This window comes from Streptomyces sp. V4I2 (assembly GCF_030817655.1).
Lineage (GTDB): Bacteria > Actinomycetota > Actinomycetes > Streptomycetales > Streptomycetaceae > Streptomyces > Streptomyces plumbiresistens.
This window is the reverse complement of record NZ_JAUSZM010000003.1, coordinates 6,352,301-6,373,179: the sequence shown is the minus strand read 5'-3', so window position 1 is coordinate 6,373,179 and position 20,879 is coordinate 6,352,301. Positions and strand designations below refer to the sequence as shown.

Sequence of the window (20,879 nt, the reverse complement as noted above, 5' to 3'; positions counted from 1 at the left end):
TGTACGCACGGGAGTCTAGGCCCTGCTAAAGAGACCGTAAGCAGCCCGTCACGCCTTGGCACAAGCCACAGGTCGCCGGGGTGGGGTTATCCCCAGGGGATCGCGGCGGTCCGCCTCATGGCGCGGCGGCCCGCCGCGCGGCACGCTAACCCGTATGACCGAACGTCTCCCGTCCTCGAGACCCAGCGGGGAAGCGGACAGCGACCGCCTGCCGCCTGTCCGTTTCGCCTTCGACCGGCACACCTGGAAGGAGATCGCGCACCTCCTGGCGAACCTCCCGGTGGCCCTGCTCGGATTCACCTACGTCATGACGGTGCTGGTCACCGGCTTCTGGCTGACCGTCACGGTGATCGGTTTCCCGCTGCTGGCGGCCGGCCTGATGGGCGCCCGGCAACTGGGCAAGCTGGAGCGGGCGCGGGCCAGGGCCCTGCTCGGGGTGCGGATCGACGAGCCGAGCCCCCTCCCCCTGCGCAGCAGAAGGAACGGCTTCTTCGCGCAGCTGTGGATGGGGATCAAGGACCCGGTCGGCTGGCGCACGGTGCTGTACGACTTCGTCCGGCTGCCCTGGGGTGTCTTCACCTTCGCCATCACGCTGACCTCCTTGTTCGTGCTGTGGCCGGTGCTGCCGTTCATCGCGCGGGGTCTGACCAACGTGGACCGGGCGATGGTGCGCGGCCTGCTGTCGCCGTCCGACGAGCTGGAGCGGCGGATCGCCGAGCTGGAGTCGGACCGGGGGGTCGTGGTCGACACGGCCGCGGCCGATCTGCGGCGCATCGAGCGCGATCTGCACGATGGTGCGCAGGCCCGGCTGGTCAACCTGGCCATGGGCCTGGGCCTCGCCAAGGAGAAGCTCCTCGAGGACCCCGACACGGCGGCGGCGATGGTCGCGGAGGCGCACGGCGAGGTCAAGCTCGCGTTGCAGGAGCTGCGGGATCTGGCCCGGGGCATCCATCCCGCCGTACTGACGGACCGCGGCCTGGACGCGGCCCTGTCCTCGGTCGCCTCGCGCTGCACGGTGCCGGTGAAGGTGACGGCCGACCTGCCGACCAGACCGGCCGCGGCGATCGAGGGCATCGCCTACTTCACCGTCTCGGAGCTGCTGCAGAACATCAGCAAGCACAGCGGGGCGAGGACCGCGTCGGTCGACGTGTGGCAGGCCGACGACCGGCTGCTGATCCAGGTGTGGGACGACGGCCACGGCGGCGCGCGTCTCGACGGCGGTACGGGGATGCGCGGCCTCGCCGACCGGCTGGGCGCCGTCGACGGCCTGTTCGTCATCGACTCGCCGCCGGGCGGGCCGACGGTGGTCACGGCGGAGCTGCCGTGGCGGGACCGGTCGCTCGACGCGCGGGAGCCCAGGGGGGCCGGGGAGCCCAGGCGGTCCCGGAGGTAGGGAAAACCCCCCGTCCAGGACGCCGACTGACTCCATGGTCCGCGGACCTGCGGCCGAGCAGGGTGGAGATACGACGGCACAGCCTCGGGACCAGCAGGTGGACCAGCAGGGTCTGCGGAACCTCAGGACGAGTAGAAACGGACGACGCCGATGGCCACGGACTACGGACAGGGCTACGGGCACGACAGCGGGCTCGGGTTCGCGGAGGGGACGCGCAGGCATCGGCTGCCCTCCGCGCTGCGGGCGCCGTTCGAGGCGCGCAGCTGGAGCGAGCTGGCGTATGTGCTGCTGGGCCTGCCGATCGGCGTGTTCCTGTTCACGTACGCCGTCACGATGGTCTCCCTCGGTGCGGGTCTGCTCGTGACGTTCCTCGGGATTCCGGTGCTGGCGGCGGGGCTGGCCGGGTGCCGGGGGTTCGGTGCGCTGGAGCGGGGCCGGGCGCGGGCGCTGCTGGGTCTGGAGGTGGGCGACCCGGAGCCGCTGCGGATGCGGAAGCAGGGCGTGATGGGCTGGATGGGAGCCGTCCTCGGGAGCGGCACCTCCTGGCGGACCCTGCTGTACGCGCTGCTGTACCTGCCGTGGTCGGTGTTCTCCTTCGTCGTCTCGGTGACCTTCTGGTCGATCGGGTGGTCGCTGATGACGTACCCGCTGTGGTTCTGGCTCTTCCCGATGTACGGCGGTCAGGACGGGCTCCAGCTGTACGGCGACGAAAGCCACCACATCTACCTGGACAACGCCTTCGAGATCGGCGTCACGGCGTTGGTGGGGCTGTTGTTCACGATGGCCACGCCGTGGATCGTGCGGGCGCTGACGATGGTGGACCGGGTGCTGGTGCACGGGCTGCTCGGGCCGACCCGGTTGTCGGCGCGGGTGGTGGAGCTGGAGTCGGACCGGGGGGTCGTCGTGGACACCGCCGCGGCGGACCTGCGGCGCATCGAGCGGGACCTGCACGACGGGGCGCAGGCACGGCTGGTGGCGTTGGCCATGGATCTGGGGCTGGCGAAGGAGAAGCTCACGGAGGACCCGCAGGCGGCAGCACGGATGGTGGACGACGCGCACGGTGAGGTGAAGACGGCTCTCCAGGAACTGCGGGACCTGGCACGCGGGATCCATCCGGCGGTGCTGACGGATCGGGGCCTGGACGCGGCGCTGTCGGCGGTGGCGTCGCGGTGCACCGTGCCGGTGCAGGTGGAGGTGGATCTGCCGGCGCGGCCGGCGGCGGCGATCGAGGGGATCGCGTACTTCACGGTGTCGGAGCTGCTGCAGAACATCAGCAAGCACGCTCGGGCGACGTGGGCGTCGGTGGATGTGTGGCGGGTGGAGAACCGGCTGATGCTGCAGGTCGTGGACGACGGGGTGGGCGGGGCGGACACGGCCGGCGGGTCGGGGCTGGCCGGGCTCGCGGAGCGGCTGGACGCGGTGGACGGGATTCTGGTGGTGGACTCGCCGGAGGGCGGGCCCACCCGGATCACCGCGGAGTTGCCTTGGCGGGCGGAGCCGGCGATGCGGTGAGCTCCGCGGTTGGGCGGGACCGGGCGGCGGGGTGTGGTTTCGCCCCCGCCGCCCCTACCCGTTCCCGTCCTCCAGGGGCGCTGCCCCTTCGACCCCGTACCGGGGGGCTCCGCCCCCTGGACCCCGTCGGCCTGAACGGCCTCGTCCTCAAGCGCCGGACGGGCTGGATGGCTCGCGTGCCCTTCGTTCCCCTTGATCCCCGATGATTCCTGCTGCCCGGGCCCGCCCGGGTCCGAATGCTGGGATGCTGGACGTTGTCGTCCGGGCGGGCGGTGGAGTCGGGGCTGTGGGGGGCCGTAGATCGTGGAGGACAGGGTGCGCGTGGTCATCGCCGAGGATTCGGTGCTGCTCAGGGAGGGCCTGACCCGGTTGCTGACCGACCGGGGGCACGATGTGGTCGCCGGGGTGGGTGACGGGGACGCGCTGATCAAGACCATCACCGAGCTGGACGCGGAGGGTGCGCTGCCGGACGTCGTGGTGGCGGACGTACGAATGCCGCCGACGCACACCGACGAGGGGGTGCGGGCCGCCGTACAGCTGCGCAAGGCGCACCCCGGACTCGGTGTGCTCGTGCTGTCGCAGTACGTGGAGGAGCGCTACGCCACCGAACTGCTGGCCGGTTCCAGCCACGGGGTCGGCTATCTGCTCAAGGACCGGGTAGCCGAGGTGCGTGAGTTCGTGGACGCGGTGGTACGGGTGGCCCAGGGAGGTACGGCCCTGGACCCCGAGGTCGTCGCGCAGCTGCTGGGGCGCAGCCGCAAGCAGGACGTGCTCGCGGGACTCACCCCCAGGGAGCGTGAGGTCCTGGGGCTGATGGCCGAGGGCCGGACCAACTCCGCGATCGCCCGGCAGCTGGTCGTGAGCGACGGGGCCGTCGAGAAGCACGTCAGCAACATCTTCCTGAAGCTGGGGCTGTCCCCGAGCGACGGCGACCACCGGCGCGTCCTCGCGGTCCTCACCTACTTGAACTCCTGAGAGTCTGACACCCTGTCAGAAATGGGCGCCCGCTGAGCGGGATGTGCGGGCCCGCCGATCCCGAGAACCGAAGAATGAGGGGCAGCGTCTTCAAGGGCAAGCGCTGGGGGCGAGTAAATCGTGACAAGTCGGGGTGCCCAACCATCTCAAAAGCGTGTCCATCATGCGAATGACCCAGGGAAGGCGACCCTTACGGTCGTAGGGTTGATCCTGGGAGGGCCTGCGGGAAGGCCGCTCCCAGACAGCCGCCTCGAGGGAGGTCCAGTTCAGTGACGCAGGTCAGTAGTCCAGCGGAGCAGGCCGACGGAACCGTCGTGGGAGAGCAGCGCAAAGCGGCAGGCGTGAAGGACGTCCGCCGTCTGAACCGGGTCATCATCCGTTTCGCGGGTGACTCGGGTGACGGGATGCAGCTCACCGGTGACCGTTTCACCTCGGAAACGGCGTCCTTCGGCAACGACCTGTCGACCCTGCCGAACTTCCCGGCCGAGATCCGGGCCCCCGCCGGCACTCTCCCCGGTGTCTCCTCCTTCCAGCTGCACTTCGCCGACCACGACATCCTCACGCCGGGTGATGCGCCGAATGTGCTGGTCGCGATGAACCCGGCGGCGCTGAAGGCGAACATCGCCGATCTGCCGCGCGGCGCGGAGATCATCGTCAACACGGACGAGTTCACCAAACGGGCGATGGCGAAAGTGGGGTACGCGGCCTCGCCGCTGGAGGACGGATCCCTCGACGGTTACCACCTCCATCCGGTCCCCCTGACCACCCTGACCGTCGAGGCTCTCAAGGATTTCGACCTCACTCGCAAAGAGGCCGAGCGCAGCAAGAACATGTTCGCGCTCGGCCTCTTGTCGTGGATGTACCACCGGCCGACCGAGGGCACCGAGAAGTTCCTGACCTCGAAGTTCGCCAAGAAGCCGGACATCGCGGCCGCGAACATCGCCGCCTTCCGCGCGGGCTGGAACTTCGGTGAGACGACGGAGGACTTCGCGGTCTCCTACGAGATCGCGCCGGCGACGACGGCGTTCCCGACCGGCACGTACCGGAACATCTCCGGGAACCTGGCGCTGTCCTACGGGCTGGTCGCCGCGTCCCGGCAGGCGGACCTGCCGCTGTTCCTGGGCTCGTACCCGATCACTCCGGCGTCCGACATCCTGCACGAGCTGAGCAAGCACAAGAACTTCGGCGTGCGTACCTTCCAGGCGGAGGACGAGATCGCCGGGATCGGGGCGGCGCTGGGTGCGGCGTTCGGCGGTTCGCTGGCGGTGACGACGACGTCCGGTCCGGGCGTGGCGCTCAAGAGCGAGACGATCGGGCTGGCGGTGTCCTTGGAGCTGCCGCTGCTGGTCATCGACATCCAGCGGGGCGGCCCGTCGACGGGTCTGCCGACCAAGACCGAGCAGGCGGACCTGCTGCAGGCGATGTACGGGCGCAACGGCGAGGCGCCGGTGCCGATCGTGGCCCCGCGCACCCCGGCCGACTGCTTCGACGCGGCCCTGGAGGCGGCCCGGATCGCGCTGACGTACCGCACGCCCGTCTTCCTGCTCTCGGACGGCTATCTGGCCAACGGTTCCGAGCCCTGGCGGATCCCCGACCTCGACGAGCTCCCCGACCTGCGGGTGCAGTTCGCGCAGGGCCCCAACCACACCCTGGACGACGGCACCGAGGTCTTCTGGCCGTACAAGCGCGACCCGCAGACCCTGGCCCGCCCGTGGGCGATCCCGGGCACGCCGGGCCTGGAGCACCGGATCGGCGGCATCGAGAAGCAGGACGGCTCGGGCAACATCTCCTACGACCCCGCCAACCACGACTTCATGGTCCGCACCCGGCAGGCCAAGATCGACGGCATCGACGTACCGGACGTGGAGGTCGACGACCCGCACGGCGCCCGCACCCTGGTGCTGGGCTGGGGCTCCACGTACGGGCCGATCACGGCGGCGGTACGGCGGCTGCGCACCGCCGGCGAGGCCATCGCGCAGGCCCATCTGCGCCACCTCAACCCTTTCCCCGCCAACCTCGGCACCGTCCTTGAGGGCTACGACAAGGTGGTGATCCCCGAGATGAACCTCGGCCAGCTCGCCGCCCTGGTCCGGGCGAGGTACCTGGTCGACGCCCACTCCTACAACCAGGTCAACGGCATGCCGTTCAAGGCAGAACAGCTCGCCACGGCTCTGAAGGAGGCCATCGATGGCTGAGACGTCCACGGAAGGCACGGGCACGATCGAGGCGCTTTCGCTCGTCCCCAAGGCCGAGGCCCGCCAGTCCATGAAGGACTTCAAGTCCGATCAGGAAGTGCGCTGGTGCCCCGGCTGCGGTGACTACGCCATCCTCGCCGCGGTCCAGGGCTTCATGCCCGAGCTGGGCCTGGCGAAGGAGAACATCGTCTTCGTCTCGGGCATCGGCTGCTCGTCCCGCTTCCCGTACTACATGAACACCTACGGCATGCACTCCATCCACGGCCGTGCCCCCGCCATCGCGACCGGCCTGGCCTCCAGCCGCCGGGACCTGTCGGTGTGGGTGGTCACGGGTGACGGGGATGCGCTGTCGATCGGCGGCAACCACCTGATCCACGCCCTGCGCCGCAACGTCAACCTGAAGATCCTGCTGTTCAACAACCGGATCTACGGCCTGACCAAGGGCCAGTACTCCCCGACCTCCGAGGTCGGCAAGATCACCAAGTCGACGCCGATGGGCTCCCTGGACGCCCCGTTCAACCCGGTGTCCCTGGCAATCGGCGCGGAAGCCTCCTTCGTGGCCCGCACGATCGACTCCGACCGCAAGCACCTCACCGAGGTCCTGCGCCAGGCCGCCGCCCATCCTGGCACCGCGCTGATCGAGATCTACCAGAACTGCAACATCTTCAACGACGGCGCCTTCGAGGCACTGAAGGACAAGCAGCAGGCCGAGGAGGCCCTGATCCGCCTGGAGCACGGCAAGCCCATCCGCTTCGGCACCGACGGCACCCGCGGCGTCGTACGCGACCCGTCGACCGGCGACCTGAAGGTGATCACGGTGACCCCGGACAACGAGGCGGACGTCCTGGTCCACGACGCCCACGCCACGTCCCCCACCACCGCCTTCGCCCTCTCCCGCCTGGCCGACCCGGACACCCTCCACCACACCCCCATCGGGGTGCTCCGCTCCGTGGAGCGACCGGTGTACGACACTCAGATGACGGACCAGCTCGACACCGCGATCGAGCAGAACGGCAAGGGCGACCTGGGAGCGCTGCTGGCCGGCGGGGACACCTGGACGGTCGTGGGCTGACCCGCGTCCGACGCCCCAGGGCCCGGTGCCGTACGTCACGGCGCCGGGCCCTGTGACGTCATGCGTCAGGGATGTCCTTCTTGGCGCGGATCAGGGTCTCGCGGGTGATGACGACGATGCGCTCGTGGTCCGCGCGGGAGGCGTCCGGGGGGAGATGGGGTTCCAGGGCGGCGGTGGCTTCGGTGCCGATGACCGCGAAATCACCGTCCGTAAGTTCGAAGAGGTCAGGGCAGGACTCACCGGACAGACTTCCCCTCTGCTGGGGGGTGGCGCCCAGGCGACGGGCGATACGGGCGATACGGGCGATACGGGCAGGCAGCCGGTCATTACGCACCGTGAAGCTCTAACCGAACAACCTGCCCATCACGCACAAGTACACCCGTGCGCCGTCCCTTGTCCGACCACTCGGGCGCATGAGTCAGCCGCACGGCGCACACCTCAGTCGCACGGCGCATCCGGCGCAGTGGGCCCCGGCCCCACGATCCACCACTCGTCAGGGTCGTCGGCCAACTCGTCCAGAAGGATGTCCACCGCCTCGCCGATACGTTTCTCCAGTGAGCCGGCCTTGAGGCTGCGCCGGTGCTCGACCGTGCGTGACCAGAACTCCCGGAAGAGCTCGCTGCGACACTGCATCCGCAGGTGGCCCAGCAGCTCGTCCTGGTCGACGATGCCGACCCTGTGGGCGAGCAGGACCGTCTGGTAGGCGCGGTTGGCGAAGAGCATCTGCCGGCGCTTCGCCTCGGAGATCCCGTCGAGGGTGCTCAGAACCGCGGCGAACGACGGGTCGTCGATGGCACGGTCCCATTGGTCCATCATCAGGCGGTGGTGCTGAAGCAGGTTGGCGCGATGCAGCTCCGCGGTCATCCCGGCGACTTGACGGACGAGTTCGAGCAGGAGTTCCTCGTGTCGTCGATGACGGCCGCCGCGCAAGAACGGAGCCCTCATTCGACCCAGCCCCGCCACCACGGCGGAGCCGACCCTGTACGCGGCCAAATTCCGTGTGCCCATGTCAAGGCATCCCCCTGGATCCGGGTACCGTGCGCCGATTGATGGCATCGCAGGCCGGTGCACAGTAGGCGTGGCACTCCGCGTTCCAGCGTGCCCTGCGGCTCAAGTCGGCGTGGGAGGCGGAGGGAGGGCGCATTGGAGGACGTGAGGCTCACATCGACCGGCGCCCTGCCATACGTGTGCCCCGCGGGCGCCGCCCGCATACGTTCGTTCGACCCTCGCCGGACGCGTCAGCCCTGCTCAGAGGCCATCTTCCGCGCGTCGTACACCTCCCGCGCCTTCTGCACCTCCCCCATCCGCGCGTCGGTCCACACGGCCAGCGCCCGCACCTGTACGGCCGCCTCGCGGCCCAGGCCGGTGAGGGAGTAGTCGACCCTCGGGGGGATGACCGGCTTGGCGTCGCGGTGGACGAGGCCGTCGCGTTCCAGGGTCTGGAGGGTCTGGGTGAGCATCTTCTCGCTGACGCGGCCGATGGCCCGGCGCAGCTCGCTGAAGCGATGGGGGCGGTCGAGGAGCTGGATCAGGACCAGGACACCCCAGCGGCTGGTGACGTGTTCCAGCACCAGGCGGTGCGGACACATCTCCTCGGCGACCGACGGACTCATCGACGGACCCATCGACGGGCCGCTCACCCCATTGCTTACTGCCATACCAGTACCTTACTTCAAAGTGGGTACTTTCGCAGAGTTAGCGCACACCCTATGGTTAGCGGCAGAGACGCACCCCACAAGGAGATCGCAGATCATGAGCATCGTTGTCACCGGAGCCACCGGAAACCTGGGCCGCCACGTCGTGGAGCAGCTGCTGGAGAAGGTCCCGGCCGAGCAGATCACCGCCGTCGTCCGCAACGCGGAGAAGGCCGCCGACTTCGCGGCGCGCGGCGTGAAGATCGCGCTCGCCGACTACAACGCCCCGGCCTCCTTCGACGGGCTGTTCGCGGCCGGTGACAAGGTGCTGCTCATCTCGGGCAACGAGTTCGACAAGGGCCGCGTCCAGCAGCACACCATCGTCATAGACGCCGCGAAGGCGGCCGGTGTGGCGCTGCTCGCCTACACCAGCGCCCCCGGCACCCTGACCGCCGCGCTCGCCGACGACCACCGTGGCACCGAGGAGGCCCTGACCACCTCCGGTGTGCCGTACGCGCTGCTGCGCAACGGCTGGTACCACGAGAACTACACCGAGAACCTCGCCCCGGTGTTGGAGCACAGTGCGGTCGTCGCCGCCGCCGGCGAGGGCCGGGTGTCCTCCGCCTCGCGCGCCGACTACGCGGCCGCCGCGGTCGCCGTACTGACCGGCGAGGGGCACGAGAACAAGACGTACGAGCTGGGCGGCGACGAGGCGTGGAGCTTCGCGGAGTACGCGGCCGAGCTCAGCCGGCAGACCGGCAAGGAGATCGGCTACTCCGCCGTCCCCACCGACGCCCTCATCGGCATCCTGACCGGAGCCGGGCTGCCGGAGCCGTTCGCCGCGATCCTGGCCGGCGTGGACGCGTCGATCGAGAAGGGCGAGCTGGTCGTGTCCAGCGGCGACCTGTCCCGTCTGGCCGGCCGCCCGGCCACGCCGCTCGCCGAGGCGATCGCCGTCGCGCTCAAGGGCTGACCCGCACGACGGAGCAGATGGAGCAGACGAAGCCACCCAGGGCCGGACTCCCCCGGTAGGGCCCTGGGGTCCAGGTCACCCCCGTCTGTCATGACCGTATGCCGATACGGACATGACAGACGGGGGTGCTCGGCGTTACCTTCTTGCAGGCGAGCTGGATGCGAGAAGGAGGGGTCCGTGGCCGGGACGTCGAAGGGCGAGCAGCACATAGGTCTGCTGAACGGCTTCGCGGCGTACGGGATGTGGGGGCTCGTTCCCCTTTTCTGGCCTCTGCTCAAGCCTGCGGGAGCGGTCGAGATCCTCGCCCACCGGATGGTGTGGTCCCTGGCCTTCGTGGCCGTCGCGCTCGTCGTCATCCGGCGCTGGGCCTGGGTCGGTGAGCTGCTGCGGCAGCCGCGCAGGCTCGCGCTGATCACCGTGGCCGCGGCCGTCATCACCGTGAACTGGGGGCTCTACATCTGGTCGGTGAACTCCGGTCACGTCGTCGAGGCCTCGCTCGGCTACTTCATCAACCCGCTGGTCACCATCGCCATGGGCGTCCTGCTCCTGAAGGAGCGGCTGCGGCCCGTGCAGTGGACGGCGGTCGGCGTCTGTCTCACCGCGGTCCTCGTGCTCACCGTCGGCTACGGCCGCCCGCCGTGGATCTCCCTCACCCTCGCCTTCTCCTTCGCCACGTACGGCCTGGTGAAGAAGAAGGTCAACCTCAGCGGCGTCGAGTCGCTGGCGGCCGAGACGGCGATCCAGTTCCTGCCCGCGCTCGGCTACCTGCTGTGGCTCGGCGCACAGGGCGACTCCACCTTCACCGGCGAGGGCGCGGGCCACGCGACCCTGCTCGCCGCGACCGGCATCGTCACCGCGCTCCCCCTCGTCTGCTTCGGCGCGGCCGCGATCCGTGTGCCCCTGTCCACGCTGGGGCTGCTGCAGTACCTGGCCCCGGTCTTCCAGTTCCTGCTCGGCATTTTCTACTTCCACGAGGCCATGCCGCCCGAGCGCTGGGCCGGGTTCGCGCTGGTCTGGCTGGCGCTGACGCTGCTCACCTGGGACGCCCTGCGCACCGCCCGCCGCTCCGCCCGCACGCTCAGGGCCGAGAGGAACAGGCCCAGCGCCACCATCCCGACGGGCACCAGCAGTGCCGTACGGAACGCGGAGAGCGTCGCCTCGGGGCCCGACCCCGTGGACGCCAAGCCGTAGACGGCCGTCACCGCCGAGATCCCGATCGCCGAGCCGAACTGCGTGGCGGTGTGCAGCAGCCCGCTCGCCAGCCCCTGCTCGGACTCGGCGACGCCGTCCGTCGCCGCGATCGCCAGCGGCCCGTACGCCAGCGCGAAGGCCGTGCCCGCGATGATCAGCGTCGGGAACATCGCCACGTACGACCAGTCCATGCCGACCGGCAGGAACAGCCCGTAGGCGACGACCGCCAGCACGAAGCCGCCGACGATCACGCGGGTGTTGCCGAAGCGGGCGACCAGTTTCGGGGTGAGGGTCGGGGCGAGCACCGCGTCGCACCCCATGATCACCAGGGCGATCGCCGTCTGGAGCGAGGACCAGCCGCGCAGCTCCTGCAAGTACAGCGTCACCACGAACTGGAAGCCGAAGAAGGCCCCGACGAACAGCAGCGCGCCGAGGTCCGCGCGCACGACGGAGCTCATGCGCAGAATGCCGAGCCGGACCAGCGGGGCGGCCGTCCGGCGCTCCACGGCGACGAAGACGGCGGCCAGCAGCAGCGCCGCGAGGGCGGACGCGGTCGTCAACGGCCAGCCGTCCAGACCGTGTTCCAGGCGTACGACGGTGTAGGCGGCCAGCAGCATGGCGCCGGCGGCGGTGCTCGCGCCGGGGAGGTCGAAGCCACGGCGCCGCCCAACCGGAGCATCCTGCGCCGGCACCACTCGTACGGCCACCAGCAGCAGCGCGCCCGCCAGGAGTACGGGCGCGAAGAACACCCAACGCCAGCCGAGCTGGGTGAGCAGGCCGCCGACGACGAGGCCGAGCGAGAAGCCGCCGGCCGCGGTGCCTGCGAAGACCAGCAGGGCCTTGTCGCGCCGCGGGCCCTCCTCGTACGAGGTGGTGATCAGGGACATGGCGGCCGGCGTCATGAACGCGGCGGACACCCCGGTCACGAAACGGGCGACGACCAGCATCCAGCCCTCGGTGGCGAAGCCGCCGAGCCCCGAGAAGAGCAGGAAGACGGTCAGCCAGATCAGGAACATCCGGCGACGGCCGAGCAGGTCCGCGGCCCGGCCGCCGAGCAGGGTGAAACCGGCGTACCCGAGGACATAGGCGCTCATCACCCAGGCCGCCGTGCCGGTCGTGAGGCCCAGGTCGGATCTGATCGACGGGATCGCGACCGCCATCATCGCGACGTCGATGCCCTCCAGGAAGATCGTTCCGCAGAGGACGAGTAACAGCGCCCACGCGCGCGTGCCCATGGCAGTACTCCACATCTAGGGACGGTTACGGGGATGAGGGTCGGTTCCCTCTTGTAACCGACTTCAGCGTGCGGCAGCATCGACAGACATGGAAGAAGGCACTTCAAAGTCACCGAGTAACTGCGCGGGCACCGTGGACTACGGCGATGCCGACCCCTTCCAGTGGGACACCCGGGAGGACTGCCAGGTACGGCAGATCCTCGACCGGGTGGCCGACAAGTGGTCGCTGCTGGTCATCGCGCTGCTGGAGCACCGGCGGCTCAGATTCACCGAGCTGCGCCGGGAGATCGACGGGATCAGCCAGCGGATGCTGACCGTGACCCTGCGCTCGCTGGAGCGGGACGGGCTGGTGAAGCGGACGGTCCATCCGGTGGTGCCGCCGCGGGTGGAGTACGAGCTGACACCGCTGGGCGGGACGCTGCACGCCACGATCCAGTCCCTGGTGAAGTGGACGGAGGTCCACCAGGGGGAGATCGCGGTGGCACGGGCGGCGTACGACGTGCGGGAAGCGGACGCCGCTTCCCTTCACTGACCCGGCACTGTCGGACCCGGCCGCTATAACTGGTGGGCATGACACAGACACCCGCACCCGCCCCCGTGCACTGGAAGCTCGTCATCGACGCCGGTGACCCGCACGCGCAGGCCGACTTCTGGGCGGCCGCGCTGAACTACCTGGTCGAGGACAACGACGCGCTCATCCAGCGGTTGCTGGAGCTCGGCGCCCTGCCGCGCGAGGCCACCGTCGAGTTCCACGCCCGCCTCGCCTTCCGGGACCTGGTCGCCGTACGGCATCCGGACGACCCGTATGAGAAGGACAGCGGGACCGGGCTGGGGCGACGGCTGCTGTTCCAACGGGTGCCGGAGGCGAAGACGGGCAAGAACCGGCTCCATGTCGACCTGCACCCCGGCGAGGGGCGGCGCGCTGCCGAGGTGGAGCGGCTGACGGGGCTCGGGGCGAGTGTGCTGCGGGAGGTGAAGGAGCCGTCGGGCGAGTGGGTGGTGATGGCGGATCCGGAAGGGAACGAGTTCTGCGTGCAGTGATGTGCTGGGAGGCATGAGCGCGGGGCTGTCGGCATGAGGACCGACGGGTCAACGGGCGCTCTGGGCGCGCTCGGTGAGGCGGCCCATGCGGGCGCGGGCCTTGTCCAACTGCTCGATGTCGTCGGCGGCGGGGCCGTCCTCGGCCGTGAGCTCGGTCCACAGGCCGATCAACGCGTGGCCCAGTTCCAGGCCCAGCTGGGGGTCGCGTACGGCACGCCAGGCGGTGAACGCGCTCTGGATGTTGCCGTACGCGGCCTCCGCGTCCCGCATGTGGCGGCGGGCGTGGGCGAGGTCGAGGGAGAGCTGGAAGGAGCGGACCGGGTCGTCCGCCAAGTAGGCGATGTACGCGGCCAGTTCGCGCAGGTGCAGCACCTCGGGGTGCTCCGGCCCCAGCGCCCCGGACGCCTGCGCCAGGGTCCGGTCCGCCACCTCCGCCGCCGTGTCCGTCCGCCCCGCCTTCACGGCCTCGTTGATGTGAGCGAGTGGCTCCGCGAGCAGCGGGGGTGCGGTGCCGTCGCCGGCCGCGACGGTCAGCGGGCCGTCCCCGAGCACGGCTTCGGCGACGGCGTCGAAGCCGCGGGGTGGGGTGGGCTTGGGGTCCGGTGCGGGCTCGGGGGCGAGGTCGGGGAGGAGGAAGGAGGCGGGGCTGGTAGGGCGTGCGGGTGTGGTGGGGGCGGCCGGTGTGGTGAAGGGCGCGGGCGGAGTGGCCTGCGCGGGTGGAGTGGCGTGCGTGGGCGGGGTGGACTGCGCAGGTGGAGTGGCGTGCGCGGGCGGGGTGGCCTGCTCGCGGGGGGCGGGGTGCCCGGGCGGGGCAGGGGGCGCGGACTCTGTGGGCTCCGGCCTCGCGTCCATCACCGGCGGCGGGCCGAACACGCCGGTCGGCGGGGCGACGGTGCCGGGGGCGTGACCGGGGGGCTGGTCCGGGAGCGCGTGGAGGGGGAAGGTCGGAGGGGAGTACCCGCTCGACGGCGATTCACCGGCATGGGGGGACTCACCTGCCGGGGACGGCTCTCCGGTCGAGGACGACTCTCCGGCCGGGGGCGGAAACGCGGGGGCCGCATCCCCTTGCGGCTCGGGCTCGGCAGCCGCTCCCGGGGGAAGGCCGGGGCCCGCCTCGTCGGCCGGCTCCGCCTCCGGCACCGCCCGCATCCGGAAGGTGGGGACCGCGTCCCGCACGGGCTCGTCGAACGGCCGTAGAAGGTGCGTGGGCAGATCACGCCGGGGCTGCTGCGGCTCGGCGGCGGCCGGGGGGCCGTCGGAGGAAGCCGGCATGCCGGGCGGTACGGGCACACCAGACACCCCAGGCCCACCAGGCTGCTCGGAATCGGCCCCCGCAGAAGACCCCCGCTCCACCGGCGGAGCCATCGGTACCGGGTCTGCCGTGAAGTGGCTCGCGCCGTCCGGGTCGACCTGAAGGGGGACGACGTAGCCGATGCGCTCGTCGTGGATCGTGGCGTGGACGGCGTGGCCGGTGCTGAAGGCGATGTGGTGCAGGTGGGTGAGGACGGCCTGCTGGACCTCCTCGCCGGGGGCCGCGACGATCCGTACGTCACCGACCCACGCCGCGCCCGCGCCCGTACCGGACGCCGGGACGTGGACGTCGATCGGCGTCGGCGCGGGGGTGGCCGGGTGCGCGGCGCGCTGCTGGTCCCGCTTCTTGTCGCGGCTGAGTCGAGCCATCGGTTCCCTCACTCGGATGTGTCGGGGAGTCGCCGGACAACGCGTTCGGGTTCCATGGTGCTCCCTCCCGCGTCGGGCTTCCGCACCCTCAGCGCATGATCCGGTCGTACACGTACTGTCGAGTCTCTCCGCTCCCTCACGGTTCTCACGTCACTGCGACGTCACAGACTCGTTCCAGGAACTCATGCCACGTCAGAACACGTGCCCGATGCCGTGCGCGTCACCGGGCAGCAGCGGGTAGCAGGCGGGTGTCGGGGACGGCGAGGAGGAGCGGGACATGGGGACGGACGTACGGAGTGACATACGGCGAGACATACGGAGGGACATACGGCGAGGGCCTGAGATCTGGCTGCGCGGGCCGGTGGCCACACCGGAGGGCCGGCCACCGGAGCCTGTCCTCGGCGCCGGCGGCCCTCCGCGCCACTCCTTCGTCGGTGCGCACGGCGGGGCCGGCACCTCCACCCTCGCCAGGGTCTACGGCGGCCACGACTGCGGACGCGACTGGCCCGGCCCCGCCGCCCCGCGGTCGGTCCTGCTCGTCGCCCGTACCCACGCGTCCGGCCTGAGCGCCGCCCTGCACACCCTGGAGCTCTTCCGGCGGGGCGAGGCTCCGCCCGGCCTCGGCCTCGACGCGGTCGTCCTGGTCGCGGACGCCCCCGGCCGGCTGCCGCGCCCGCTCGCCCAGCGGATCAAGGTGATCGACTCGGCGATCGACGTGCACCGCGTCCCCTGGGTGCCGGCCTGGCGCCTGGGCGACCTGACCGGGACACCGCCTCGGGAGACGGAGGCGCTGGCCCGCCTGACGGGGGCGGCGGGGCGGTCACGTTGAGCGGCGGTCCAACTCCCTGCCACTCAACGGCGTTGCCGAGAATCGCCGTATGACACCCGCCGTACCCGCCGTACCCGCCATCCACTCCTTCGCCTCCGACTTCGCCGCGCTCTCGGCGGAGGAGACCGCCGCCGCCGTACGCTCGCGTGCGCTGCGTGCGGTCGACGTGGTCGCGGCCGCGCTGGAGCGGATCGGGCGGGTGGACCCGGAGCTGTGCGCGTTCGTCGAGGTGTGGGGTGAGGAGGCGCTGCGGCGGGCGGGTGAGGTGGACGCGCGCGTGGCGGCGGGCGAGTGGCTGCCGCTGGCCGGGGTGCCGGTCGGGGTGAAGGGCCGGCACGGGCTGCGTACGGCGGCTCCGCTGCTCGCGGCCGGGTGTGTCGCGGTGGGTGCGACGGCCGTGCCCGGTCCCGGAACTCCCTGGCAGACCTGGGGACTTGGCGCCCATGGCCGTACCGTCAACCCGTGGCGGGACGACCGTACGCCGGGCGGCTCCTCGGCCGGGTCGGCCGCCGCGGTGGCCGCCGGACTGGTGCCGCTCGCGACCGGGAGCGACGGGGCGGGGTCGGTGCGGATTCCGGCGGCCTGGTGCGGCGTGGTGGGGCTGAAGGTCACGAACGGACGGCTGCCGGCGGCCGACCGTACGGGGCTCACGGCGCCCGGCGTGCTGACCCGGTGCGCGTCGGATGCGGCGGCCTGGTGGCGGGTGGTGGCGGGGGACGCGCCGGCGGAGGGAGCCGCACATGGGGCCGGGGCCGGGGCTACGCCTGCGGCGGGTGGCTCACGCTCCCCCACCGCCGTCTGGTCGCCCGACCTCGGCTTCGCCGGCCCCGATCTCGACCCGGACGTCGCGGCGGTCGCCCACGCCGCCGCCGTACGCCTCGCGGAAACCGGTGCCCTCCGGCTCGTACGGCCGTCCGCGCCCCTCCGCCTCGAAGACCCCGCCCCGGCCTGGCTCGCCCTCCGGTCACCCGGCGCGGACCTCGCCTCCGCCCACCGCACCCGCGCGGAGAACGACCGCCGCCTGGCCGCCCTCTTCGCCGACGCGGACCTGCTGCTGACCCCGACGACTCCCACCCTCCCGCACGGCCACGAAGGTCCCGGCGACCGCTACTCGACCGCTCTGACCTGGGCGTTCAACCTGAGCGGGCACCCGGCGGTCAGCATGACGGCGGGGTTCGGCGGCGACGGGTGTCCGGTCGGGCTCCAGATCGTGGCGCCGCCCGGGCGGGAGGACCTGTTGCTCCGTACGATTGCACATTGAATGCGTACGCATATACTGCAAGCGCAAGTAGTCGTCGCACGCCGACCACCTGGGGGATCCCATGACCCGCCGCTTCCTCTTCGTCCTGGGCAGCAGCCGCACCGAGAGCAACTCCGAGATGCTGGCCCGCGAGGCCGCAGAGCAGCTTCCCGCGGACGTCGAACAGGAGTGGATCAGCCTCGCCGAGCATCCGCTGCCCGACTTCGTGGACCTGCGGCACGACAGCGACCACGTCCGCCCGACGGAGGGCGATGTGGCGCTGCTGCTCGACGCGACGCTCGCGGCGACGGACATCGTGATCGTGTCGCCGCTGTACTGGTACTCGGTCTCCGCGCCCGTCAAGCGCTACCTGGACCACTGGTCGGGCTGGCTGCGCACGCCCGGCGTGGATTTCAAGGCCACGCTGGCCGGGCGCACGCTGTGGGGCGTCACCGTGCTCGCGCACGAGGAGGAGGAGGTCGCCGATCCGCTGGTCGGCACACTCAACCAGTCGGCCGCGTACCTGGGGATGCACTTCGGCGGGGTGCTGCTCGGCAACGGCAGCAAGCCGGGTGACGTACTGAAGGACACCGAGGCCTTGACCCGCGCCAAGACCTTCTTCGCGCGGGAGACGCCGCTCGCGCGCTTCCCGTACGAGACCGCGTGACCGTACGAGACCGCGTGACCGTACGAGACCGCGTGACCGTACGAGACCGCGTGACCGCTAGGACGCGATGTCCTTCGTCGTGAACCGCGCCCAGGCCGCCGAGCCGAACACCGCCGCGTACAGGGCCTGGAGGCCGAGGTTCTTCACCAAGTCGTCCCAGTAGATGGGCTCGCGCATGAGATCGGCGAAGGACAGCCAGTAGTGGGAGAAGAAGTACGGCTGGATCGCGTGCAGTTGGGGGATCTGGTCGAGGATCTGGATGGTGATGAGCAGGCCGACCGTGGTCGCCATCGCCGCGATGCCGCTGCTGGTGAGGGTCGAGACGAACAGGCCCAGGGCCGCCATGCCCACCAGTGACGCGGCGACGGCCAGGGCGATCAGCAGCGCTCTGCCCAGGCCCTCGGCGAAACTGATCTGCGTGCCGGAGATGGTCGTCAGGTCGCCCAGGGGGAACAGCAGCGCCCCGACCGTGAGGGCCGAGACGGCGACCACGAGAGTGGCCAGCAGACAGAAGGCCAGCACCGTCGCGTACTTGGTGAGCAGCAGGCGGGTGCGGCCGGCGGGGGCGACCAGGAGGTAGCGGAGGGTGCCCGCGTTGGCCTCGCCGGCGATCGAGTCGCCCGCGATGACGCCGATGGCCATCGGCAGGAAGAAGGGGAGCGTCGCGGCGAGCGCGGTGAAGACGAGGAACAGGCCGTTGTTGGTGATCTGCGAGATGAACGCCGGGCCTGCGCCGCCGCCTCCGCCGCCGGGGCCCGATCGGTCGCCGGTCTCTATCTTCACGGCGATCCCGACCAGGATCGGCACGGCCGCCAGCACGCCGAGGAGGGCGAGGGTGCGCCAGCGGCGGAAGGTGGTCCACATTTCGTTGCGGAGCAACCCGAAGGTCCACAGCACGCTCGGCGTACGGACAGCCTGAGCCTGCGCCGTCGACGTACGTACGGCCTCAGCCTGCGACATCGAAGCCCTCCCCCGTCAGCGCCACGAACGCGTCCTCCAGTGAGGCCCGTTCGACGCCGAAGCCGCGGACCCGGACGCCCGCCGTCACCAGTGCGGCGTTCACCTCGGCGAGGTCGCGGTCCTGGGGCGGCTCGGCGCTCACCCGGTCCTCGGCGATGACCACGTCGGCGGCGCCCTGCTCCTTCAGTATCCGGGCCGTGTCCGCCGGGTCCGGGGTCGTCACGACGAGCCGGCCGCGGGTGCCCGCCGCCAGGTCGGCCACCGGGCCCTGGGTGATCAGGCGGCCCTGGGCCATCACCGCCGCGTGCGTGCAGACCTGCTCGATCTCGTCGAGGAGGTGGGAGGAGAGGAAGACCGTGGTGCCGTCCGAGGCCAGCTCCCGGATCAGGGAACGGATCTCGCGCATGCCCTGCGGGTCGAGTCCGTTGGTCGGTTCGTCGAGGACGAGCAGCCTGCGCGGCTGGAGGAGCGCCGCGGCGAGGCCGAGCCGCTGCTTCATGCCGAGCGAGTACGCCTTCGCCTTCTTGCCCGCCGCCGCCGCGAGGCCGACCCGGTCCAGGGCCGCCGCGACGCGGGTGCGCCGGGTGCGCGGGTCGGCGGTCGGGTCGGCAGCGTCGTAGCGCAGCAGGTTGTCGCGGCCGGAGAGGAAGCCGTACAGCGCCGGCCCTTCGATGAGCGCGCCCACGTGCGGGAGCACCGCGCGCGCCGAGCGCGGCATGGGCCGGCCCAGCACGCGGGCCGACCCCGAGGTGGGCTCGATGAGGCCCATCAGCATGCGGATGGTGGTGGTCTTGCCCGAGCCGTTCGGACCGAGGAAGCCGAAGACGCTGCCCGCCGGAACGGCCAGGTCGAGACCGTCGACGGCGAGCTGCCCGCCGCGGTAGCGCTTGGTGAGCGCGCGGGTGACGATGACGCCGTCACCCGCGCTCTGCTGCCCCGGTTCCGGCTCCGTGGCCGGCGTTTCGCTCATGGGTGCCTTACTACCCGGCGTTCGCGGCCTTGACCAGGGCGTCCTTGGTGACCGCACCGACGTAGACCTTGCCGTCGTCGGTCATCAGCGCGTTGACCAGGCGGGTCGAGAAGACCGTGCCCGAGCCGAACTTGCCGGTCACCTTGTCGCCGAGGGAGTCGAGGAAGCCGCCCATGTCGCCGCCGACCTCGGAGCCGGAGGGCATGCCCTCGCCGCCGGTGTCGAAGGTGGCGACGGAGTTCCAGCCCTCGCCGATGACCTTGAGGCCGTCGAGGCCCTTGCCGAGGTCCTCCTCGGGCTTCCCGCTCGCCGAGCCGTCGTGCTCGCCGTGCTCACCGTGCGCGCCCTTCTCGATGGTCTCGCCCTCGGTGACCTTCGCGCCCTTGGGCGGCGTGAAGTCGAACGTGGACGCGGCCGGCTTGGCGAAGCTGACCTGGGTGAAACCGGCGTCGATGACGGCGGCGCCGCCGCTCGCCGGGGTCAGCGTGAACTTCAGCGGCAGCCCGGTCTTCGAGTCGACGGCCACGGTGATCTGACCGACCGTGGACCCGGAAGCCTTGGGCTTGATGACGAGCCGGTAGGCGTCGCGGCCCGCGACCTGCGCGGTGCCGTCGACGGTCACGGAGGTGGTGTCGTCGACCGCCTTCAGGGCCTCCTCGGCCATGTCCTTCGGCGTGGCCGGGACGTCCTGCCCCTTCTCGGCCTTGCCGCTGTCGGAGCCGCTGTCGGAGGTGGTCGAGTGGTAGACCTCGTTGGACTTGCTGTCGTAGCCCCAGACGTCCTTGCCGTCGTGGATCACGCTGTACTCGGAGCCGCTCTCCAGGAGCGACAGCTTCTGCTTGTCCGGGCCGTCGGCCGCGACCCGCAGGGTGTGCGTGCCGGTCGCCAGCTCGGTGAGCTTGGCGGACGGGTCGGCGGAGGAGCCGCCGTCGCCCGAGTCCATGGCGCCGGAGGTCAGGCTGCTCTCCAGACCGCCGAGGTCGGGCAGTCCGAGATCCGTGCTGATCTTCACTGTGCCGGACAGCTGCTCCACGTCCGACGCGGCGATCTTCTCGATGAGTTCCTGTGCGCTGACCTTCGGCAGGTCGGGGTCGCCGGAGTCGGCGAGCGCGGGAACGAGCCCGATGGTCGCCGCCGCCACCCCTATCACCGCGACCGGGACGACGTACCGAGCGGCCTTGCGTCGCCGCGCCGCGCGCAGGTCGTCGACCTCCGCGGCGGTCGTGCTGTCGTCGGTTTCGATCGGTGCCATGTGTGCCTTACCTCCGTCGTCGGCGGCGGCTGGTCCAACTCCCGTACGTCAACCCCGTAG

The 20,879-nt window shown here is 71.1% G+C and carries 19 protein-coding genes and 1 pseudogene; 12 read left to right on the top strand and 8 right to left on the bottom strand.

Annotated features, from left to right (window positions below; all coding sequences use genetic code 11):
* The first annotated feature begins 154 nt into the window (after positions 1–154).
* The 5 genes from QFZ76_RS30240 to QFZ76_RS30220 all read left to right on the top strand — a co-directional run bounded on the left by QFZ76_RS30240 (position 155) and on the right by QFZ76_RS30220 (position 7,147).
* Positions 155–1,393, top strand: coding sequence for a sensor domain-containing protein (locus tag QFZ76_RS30240; RefSeq protein WP_307676668.1), 1,239 nt, complete (start codon positions 155–157; stop codon positions 1,391–1,393).
* Between the two features lie 150 nt (positions 1,394–1,543).
* Positions 1,544–2,905, top strand: coding sequence for a sensor histidine kinase (locus QFZ76_RS30235; protein WP_307676667.1), 1,362 nt, complete (start codon positions 1,544–1,546; stop codon positions 2,903–2,905).
* A 315-nt stretch (positions 2,906–3,220) separates the two neighbouring features.
* Positions 3,221–3,880, top strand: a complete 660-nt coding sequence (locus QFZ76_RS30230; RefSeq protein WP_307680173.1) for a response regulator transcription factor — start codon at positions 3,221–3,223, stop codon at positions 3,878–3,880.
* Between the two features lie 269 nt (positions 3,881–4,149).
* Positions 4,150–6,075 carry a 2-oxoacid:acceptor oxidoreductase subunit alpha gene (locus QFZ76_RS30225; RefSeq protein WP_307676666.1) on the top strand — a complete coding sequence of 642 codons (1,926 nt, stop codon included), beginning with the start codon at positions 4,150–4,152 and terminating at the stop codon, positions 6,073–6,075.
* On the top strand, positions 6,068–7,147 hold the full coding sequence (locus tag QFZ76_RS30220; protein ID WP_307676665.1) for a 2-oxoacid:ferredoxin oxidoreductase subunit beta: 1,080 nt from the start codon (positions 6,068–6,070) through the stop codon (positions 7,145–7,147). Before QFZ76_RS30225 ends, QFZ76_RS30220 begins: the two co-directional genes overlap by 8 nt.
* Positions 7,148–7,205: 58 nt before the next feature.
* Here QFZ76_RS30220 and QFZ76_RS30215 read toward each other — a convergent pair whose 3' ends face one another.
* The 3 genes from QFZ76_RS30215 to QFZ76_RS30205 form a co-directional block, all read right to left on the bottom strand.
* Complete coding sequence (locus QFZ76_RS30215) at positions 7,206–7,445, bottom strand: hypothetical protein (protein ID WP_307680172.1); 240 nt, start codon at positions 7,443–7,445, stop codon at positions 7,206–7,208.
* A gap of 140 nt (positions 7,446–7,585) precedes the next feature.
* Positions 7,586–8,155, bottom strand: coding sequence for a DUF6082 family protein (locus tag QFZ76_RS30210; RefSeq protein ID WP_307676664.1), 570 nt, complete (start codon positions 8,153–8,155; stop codon positions 7,586–7,588).
* Between the two features lie 230 nt (positions 8,156–8,385).
* Positions 8,386–8,805, bottom strand: a complete 420-nt coding sequence (locus QFZ76_RS30205) for a winged helix-turn-helix transcriptional regulator (RefSeq protein ID WP_373464372.1) — start codon at positions 8,803–8,805, stop codon at positions 8,386–8,388.
* Positions 8,806–8,899: 94 nt separating this feature from the next.
* Between QFZ76_RS30205 and QFZ76_RS30200 the strand changes: the two genes are divergently transcribed.
* Both QFZ76_RS30200 and rarD read left to right on the top strand, forming a co-directional pair.
* On the top strand, positions 8,900–9,754 hold the full coding sequence (locus tag QFZ76_RS30200) for an SDR family oxidoreductase (RefSeq protein ID WP_307676663.1): 855 nt from the start codon (positions 8,900–8,902) through the stop codon (positions 9,752–9,754).
* Between the two features lie 177 nt (positions 9,755–9,931).
* Positions 9,932–10,945 (top strand): EamA family transporter RarD, encoded by a 1,014-nt coding sequence (rarD, locus tag QFZ76_RS30195; protein ID WP_307676662.1) that lies wholly within the window; start codon positions 9,932–9,934, stop codon positions 10,943–10,945.
* Between the two features lie 80 nt (positions 10,946–11,025).
* On the opposite strand, the pseudogene QFZ76_RS30190 reads toward rarD, so the two are convergent.
* Positions 11,026–12,105: pseudogene (locus tag QFZ76_RS30190) on the bottom strand (MFS transporter); the annotation flags it as partial.
* Positions 12,106–12,268: 163 nt separating this feature from the next.
* On the opposite strand from QFZ76_RS30190, the gene QFZ76_RS30185 reads away from it, so the two are divergent.
* Together QFZ76_RS30185 and QFZ76_RS30180 are read left to right on the top strand one after the other, a co-directional pair.
* The gene (locus QFZ76_RS30185; protein ID WP_307676661.1) at positions 12,269–12,712 is read left to right on the top strand and encodes a helix-turn-helix domain-containing protein; all 444 of its coding nucleotides are present in this window, start codon (positions 12,269–12,271) and stop codon (positions 12,710–12,712) included.
* A gap of 38 nt (positions 12,713–12,750) precedes the next feature.
* Positions 12,751–13,221, top strand: a complete 471-nt coding sequence (locus QFZ76_RS30180; RefSeq protein WP_307676660.1) for a VOC family protein — start codon at positions 12,751–12,753, stop codon at positions 13,219–13,221.
* Positions 13,222–13,269: 48 nt separating this feature from the next.
* Here QFZ76_RS30180 and QFZ76_RS30175 read toward each other — a convergent pair whose 3' ends face one another.
* Positions 13,270–14,901 (bottom strand): tetratricopeptide repeat protein, encoded by a 1,632-nt coding sequence (locus QFZ76_RS30175; RefSeq protein WP_307676659.1) that lies wholly within the window; start codon positions 14,899–14,901, stop codon positions 13,270–13,272.
* Between the two features lie 277 nt (positions 14,902–15,178).
* Here QFZ76_RS30175 and QFZ76_RS30170 point away from each other — a divergent pair, with 277 nt between their 5' ends.
* The 3 genes from QFZ76_RS30170 to QFZ76_RS30160 all read left to right on the top strand — a co-directional run bounded on the left by QFZ76_RS30170 (position 15,179) and on the right by QFZ76_RS30160 (position 17,637).
* Positions 15,179–15,730, top strand: coding sequence for a DUF6668 family protein (locus QFZ76_RS30170; RefSeq protein WP_307676658.1), 552 nt, complete (start codon positions 15,179–15,181; stop codon positions 15,728–15,730).
* A gap of 49 nt (positions 15,731–15,779) precedes the next feature.
* Positions 15,780–16,991: an amidase gene (locus QFZ76_RS30165; RefSeq protein ID WP_307676657.1), complete on the top strand. Its 1,212-nt coding sequence runs from the start codon at positions 15,780–15,782 to the stop codon at positions 16,989–16,991.
* A gap of 61 nt (positions 16,992–17,052) precedes the next feature.
* Positions 17,053–17,637 carry a flavodoxin family protein gene (locus QFZ76_RS30160; RefSeq protein ID WP_307676656.1) on the top strand — a complete coding sequence of 195 codons (585 nt, stop codon included), beginning with the start codon at positions 17,053–17,055 and terminating at the stop codon, positions 17,635–17,637.
* A gap of 57 nt (positions 17,638–17,694) precedes the next feature.
* Here QFZ76_RS30160 and QFZ76_RS30155 read toward each other — a convergent pair whose 3' ends face one another.
* From QFZ76_RS30155 to QFZ76_RS30145, 3 genes are read right to left on the bottom strand one after another with little or no spacing between them, the layout of a single operon-like run.
* Positions 17,695–18,597 (bottom strand): ABC transporter permease, encoded by a 903-nt coding sequence (locus QFZ76_RS30155; RefSeq protein WP_307676655.1) that lies wholly within the window; start codon positions 18,595–18,597, stop codon positions 17,695–17,697.
* Positions 18,584–19,567: an ABC transporter ATP-binding protein gene (locus QFZ76_RS30150; RefSeq protein ID WP_307676654.1), complete on the bottom strand. Its 984-nt coding sequence runs from the start codon at positions 19,565–19,567 to the stop codon at positions 18,584–18,586. Before QFZ76_RS30150 ends, QFZ76_RS30155 begins: the two co-directional genes overlap by 14 nt.
* Positions 19,568–19,577: 10 nt before the next feature.
* A complete protein-coding gene (locus QFZ76_RS30145) occupies positions 19,578–20,819 on the bottom strand; it encodes a DUF2092 domain-containing protein (RefSeq protein WP_307676653.1) in 1,242 nt (413 codons plus the stop codon).
* Between the last annotated feature and the right edge of the window lie 60 nt (positions 20,820–20,879).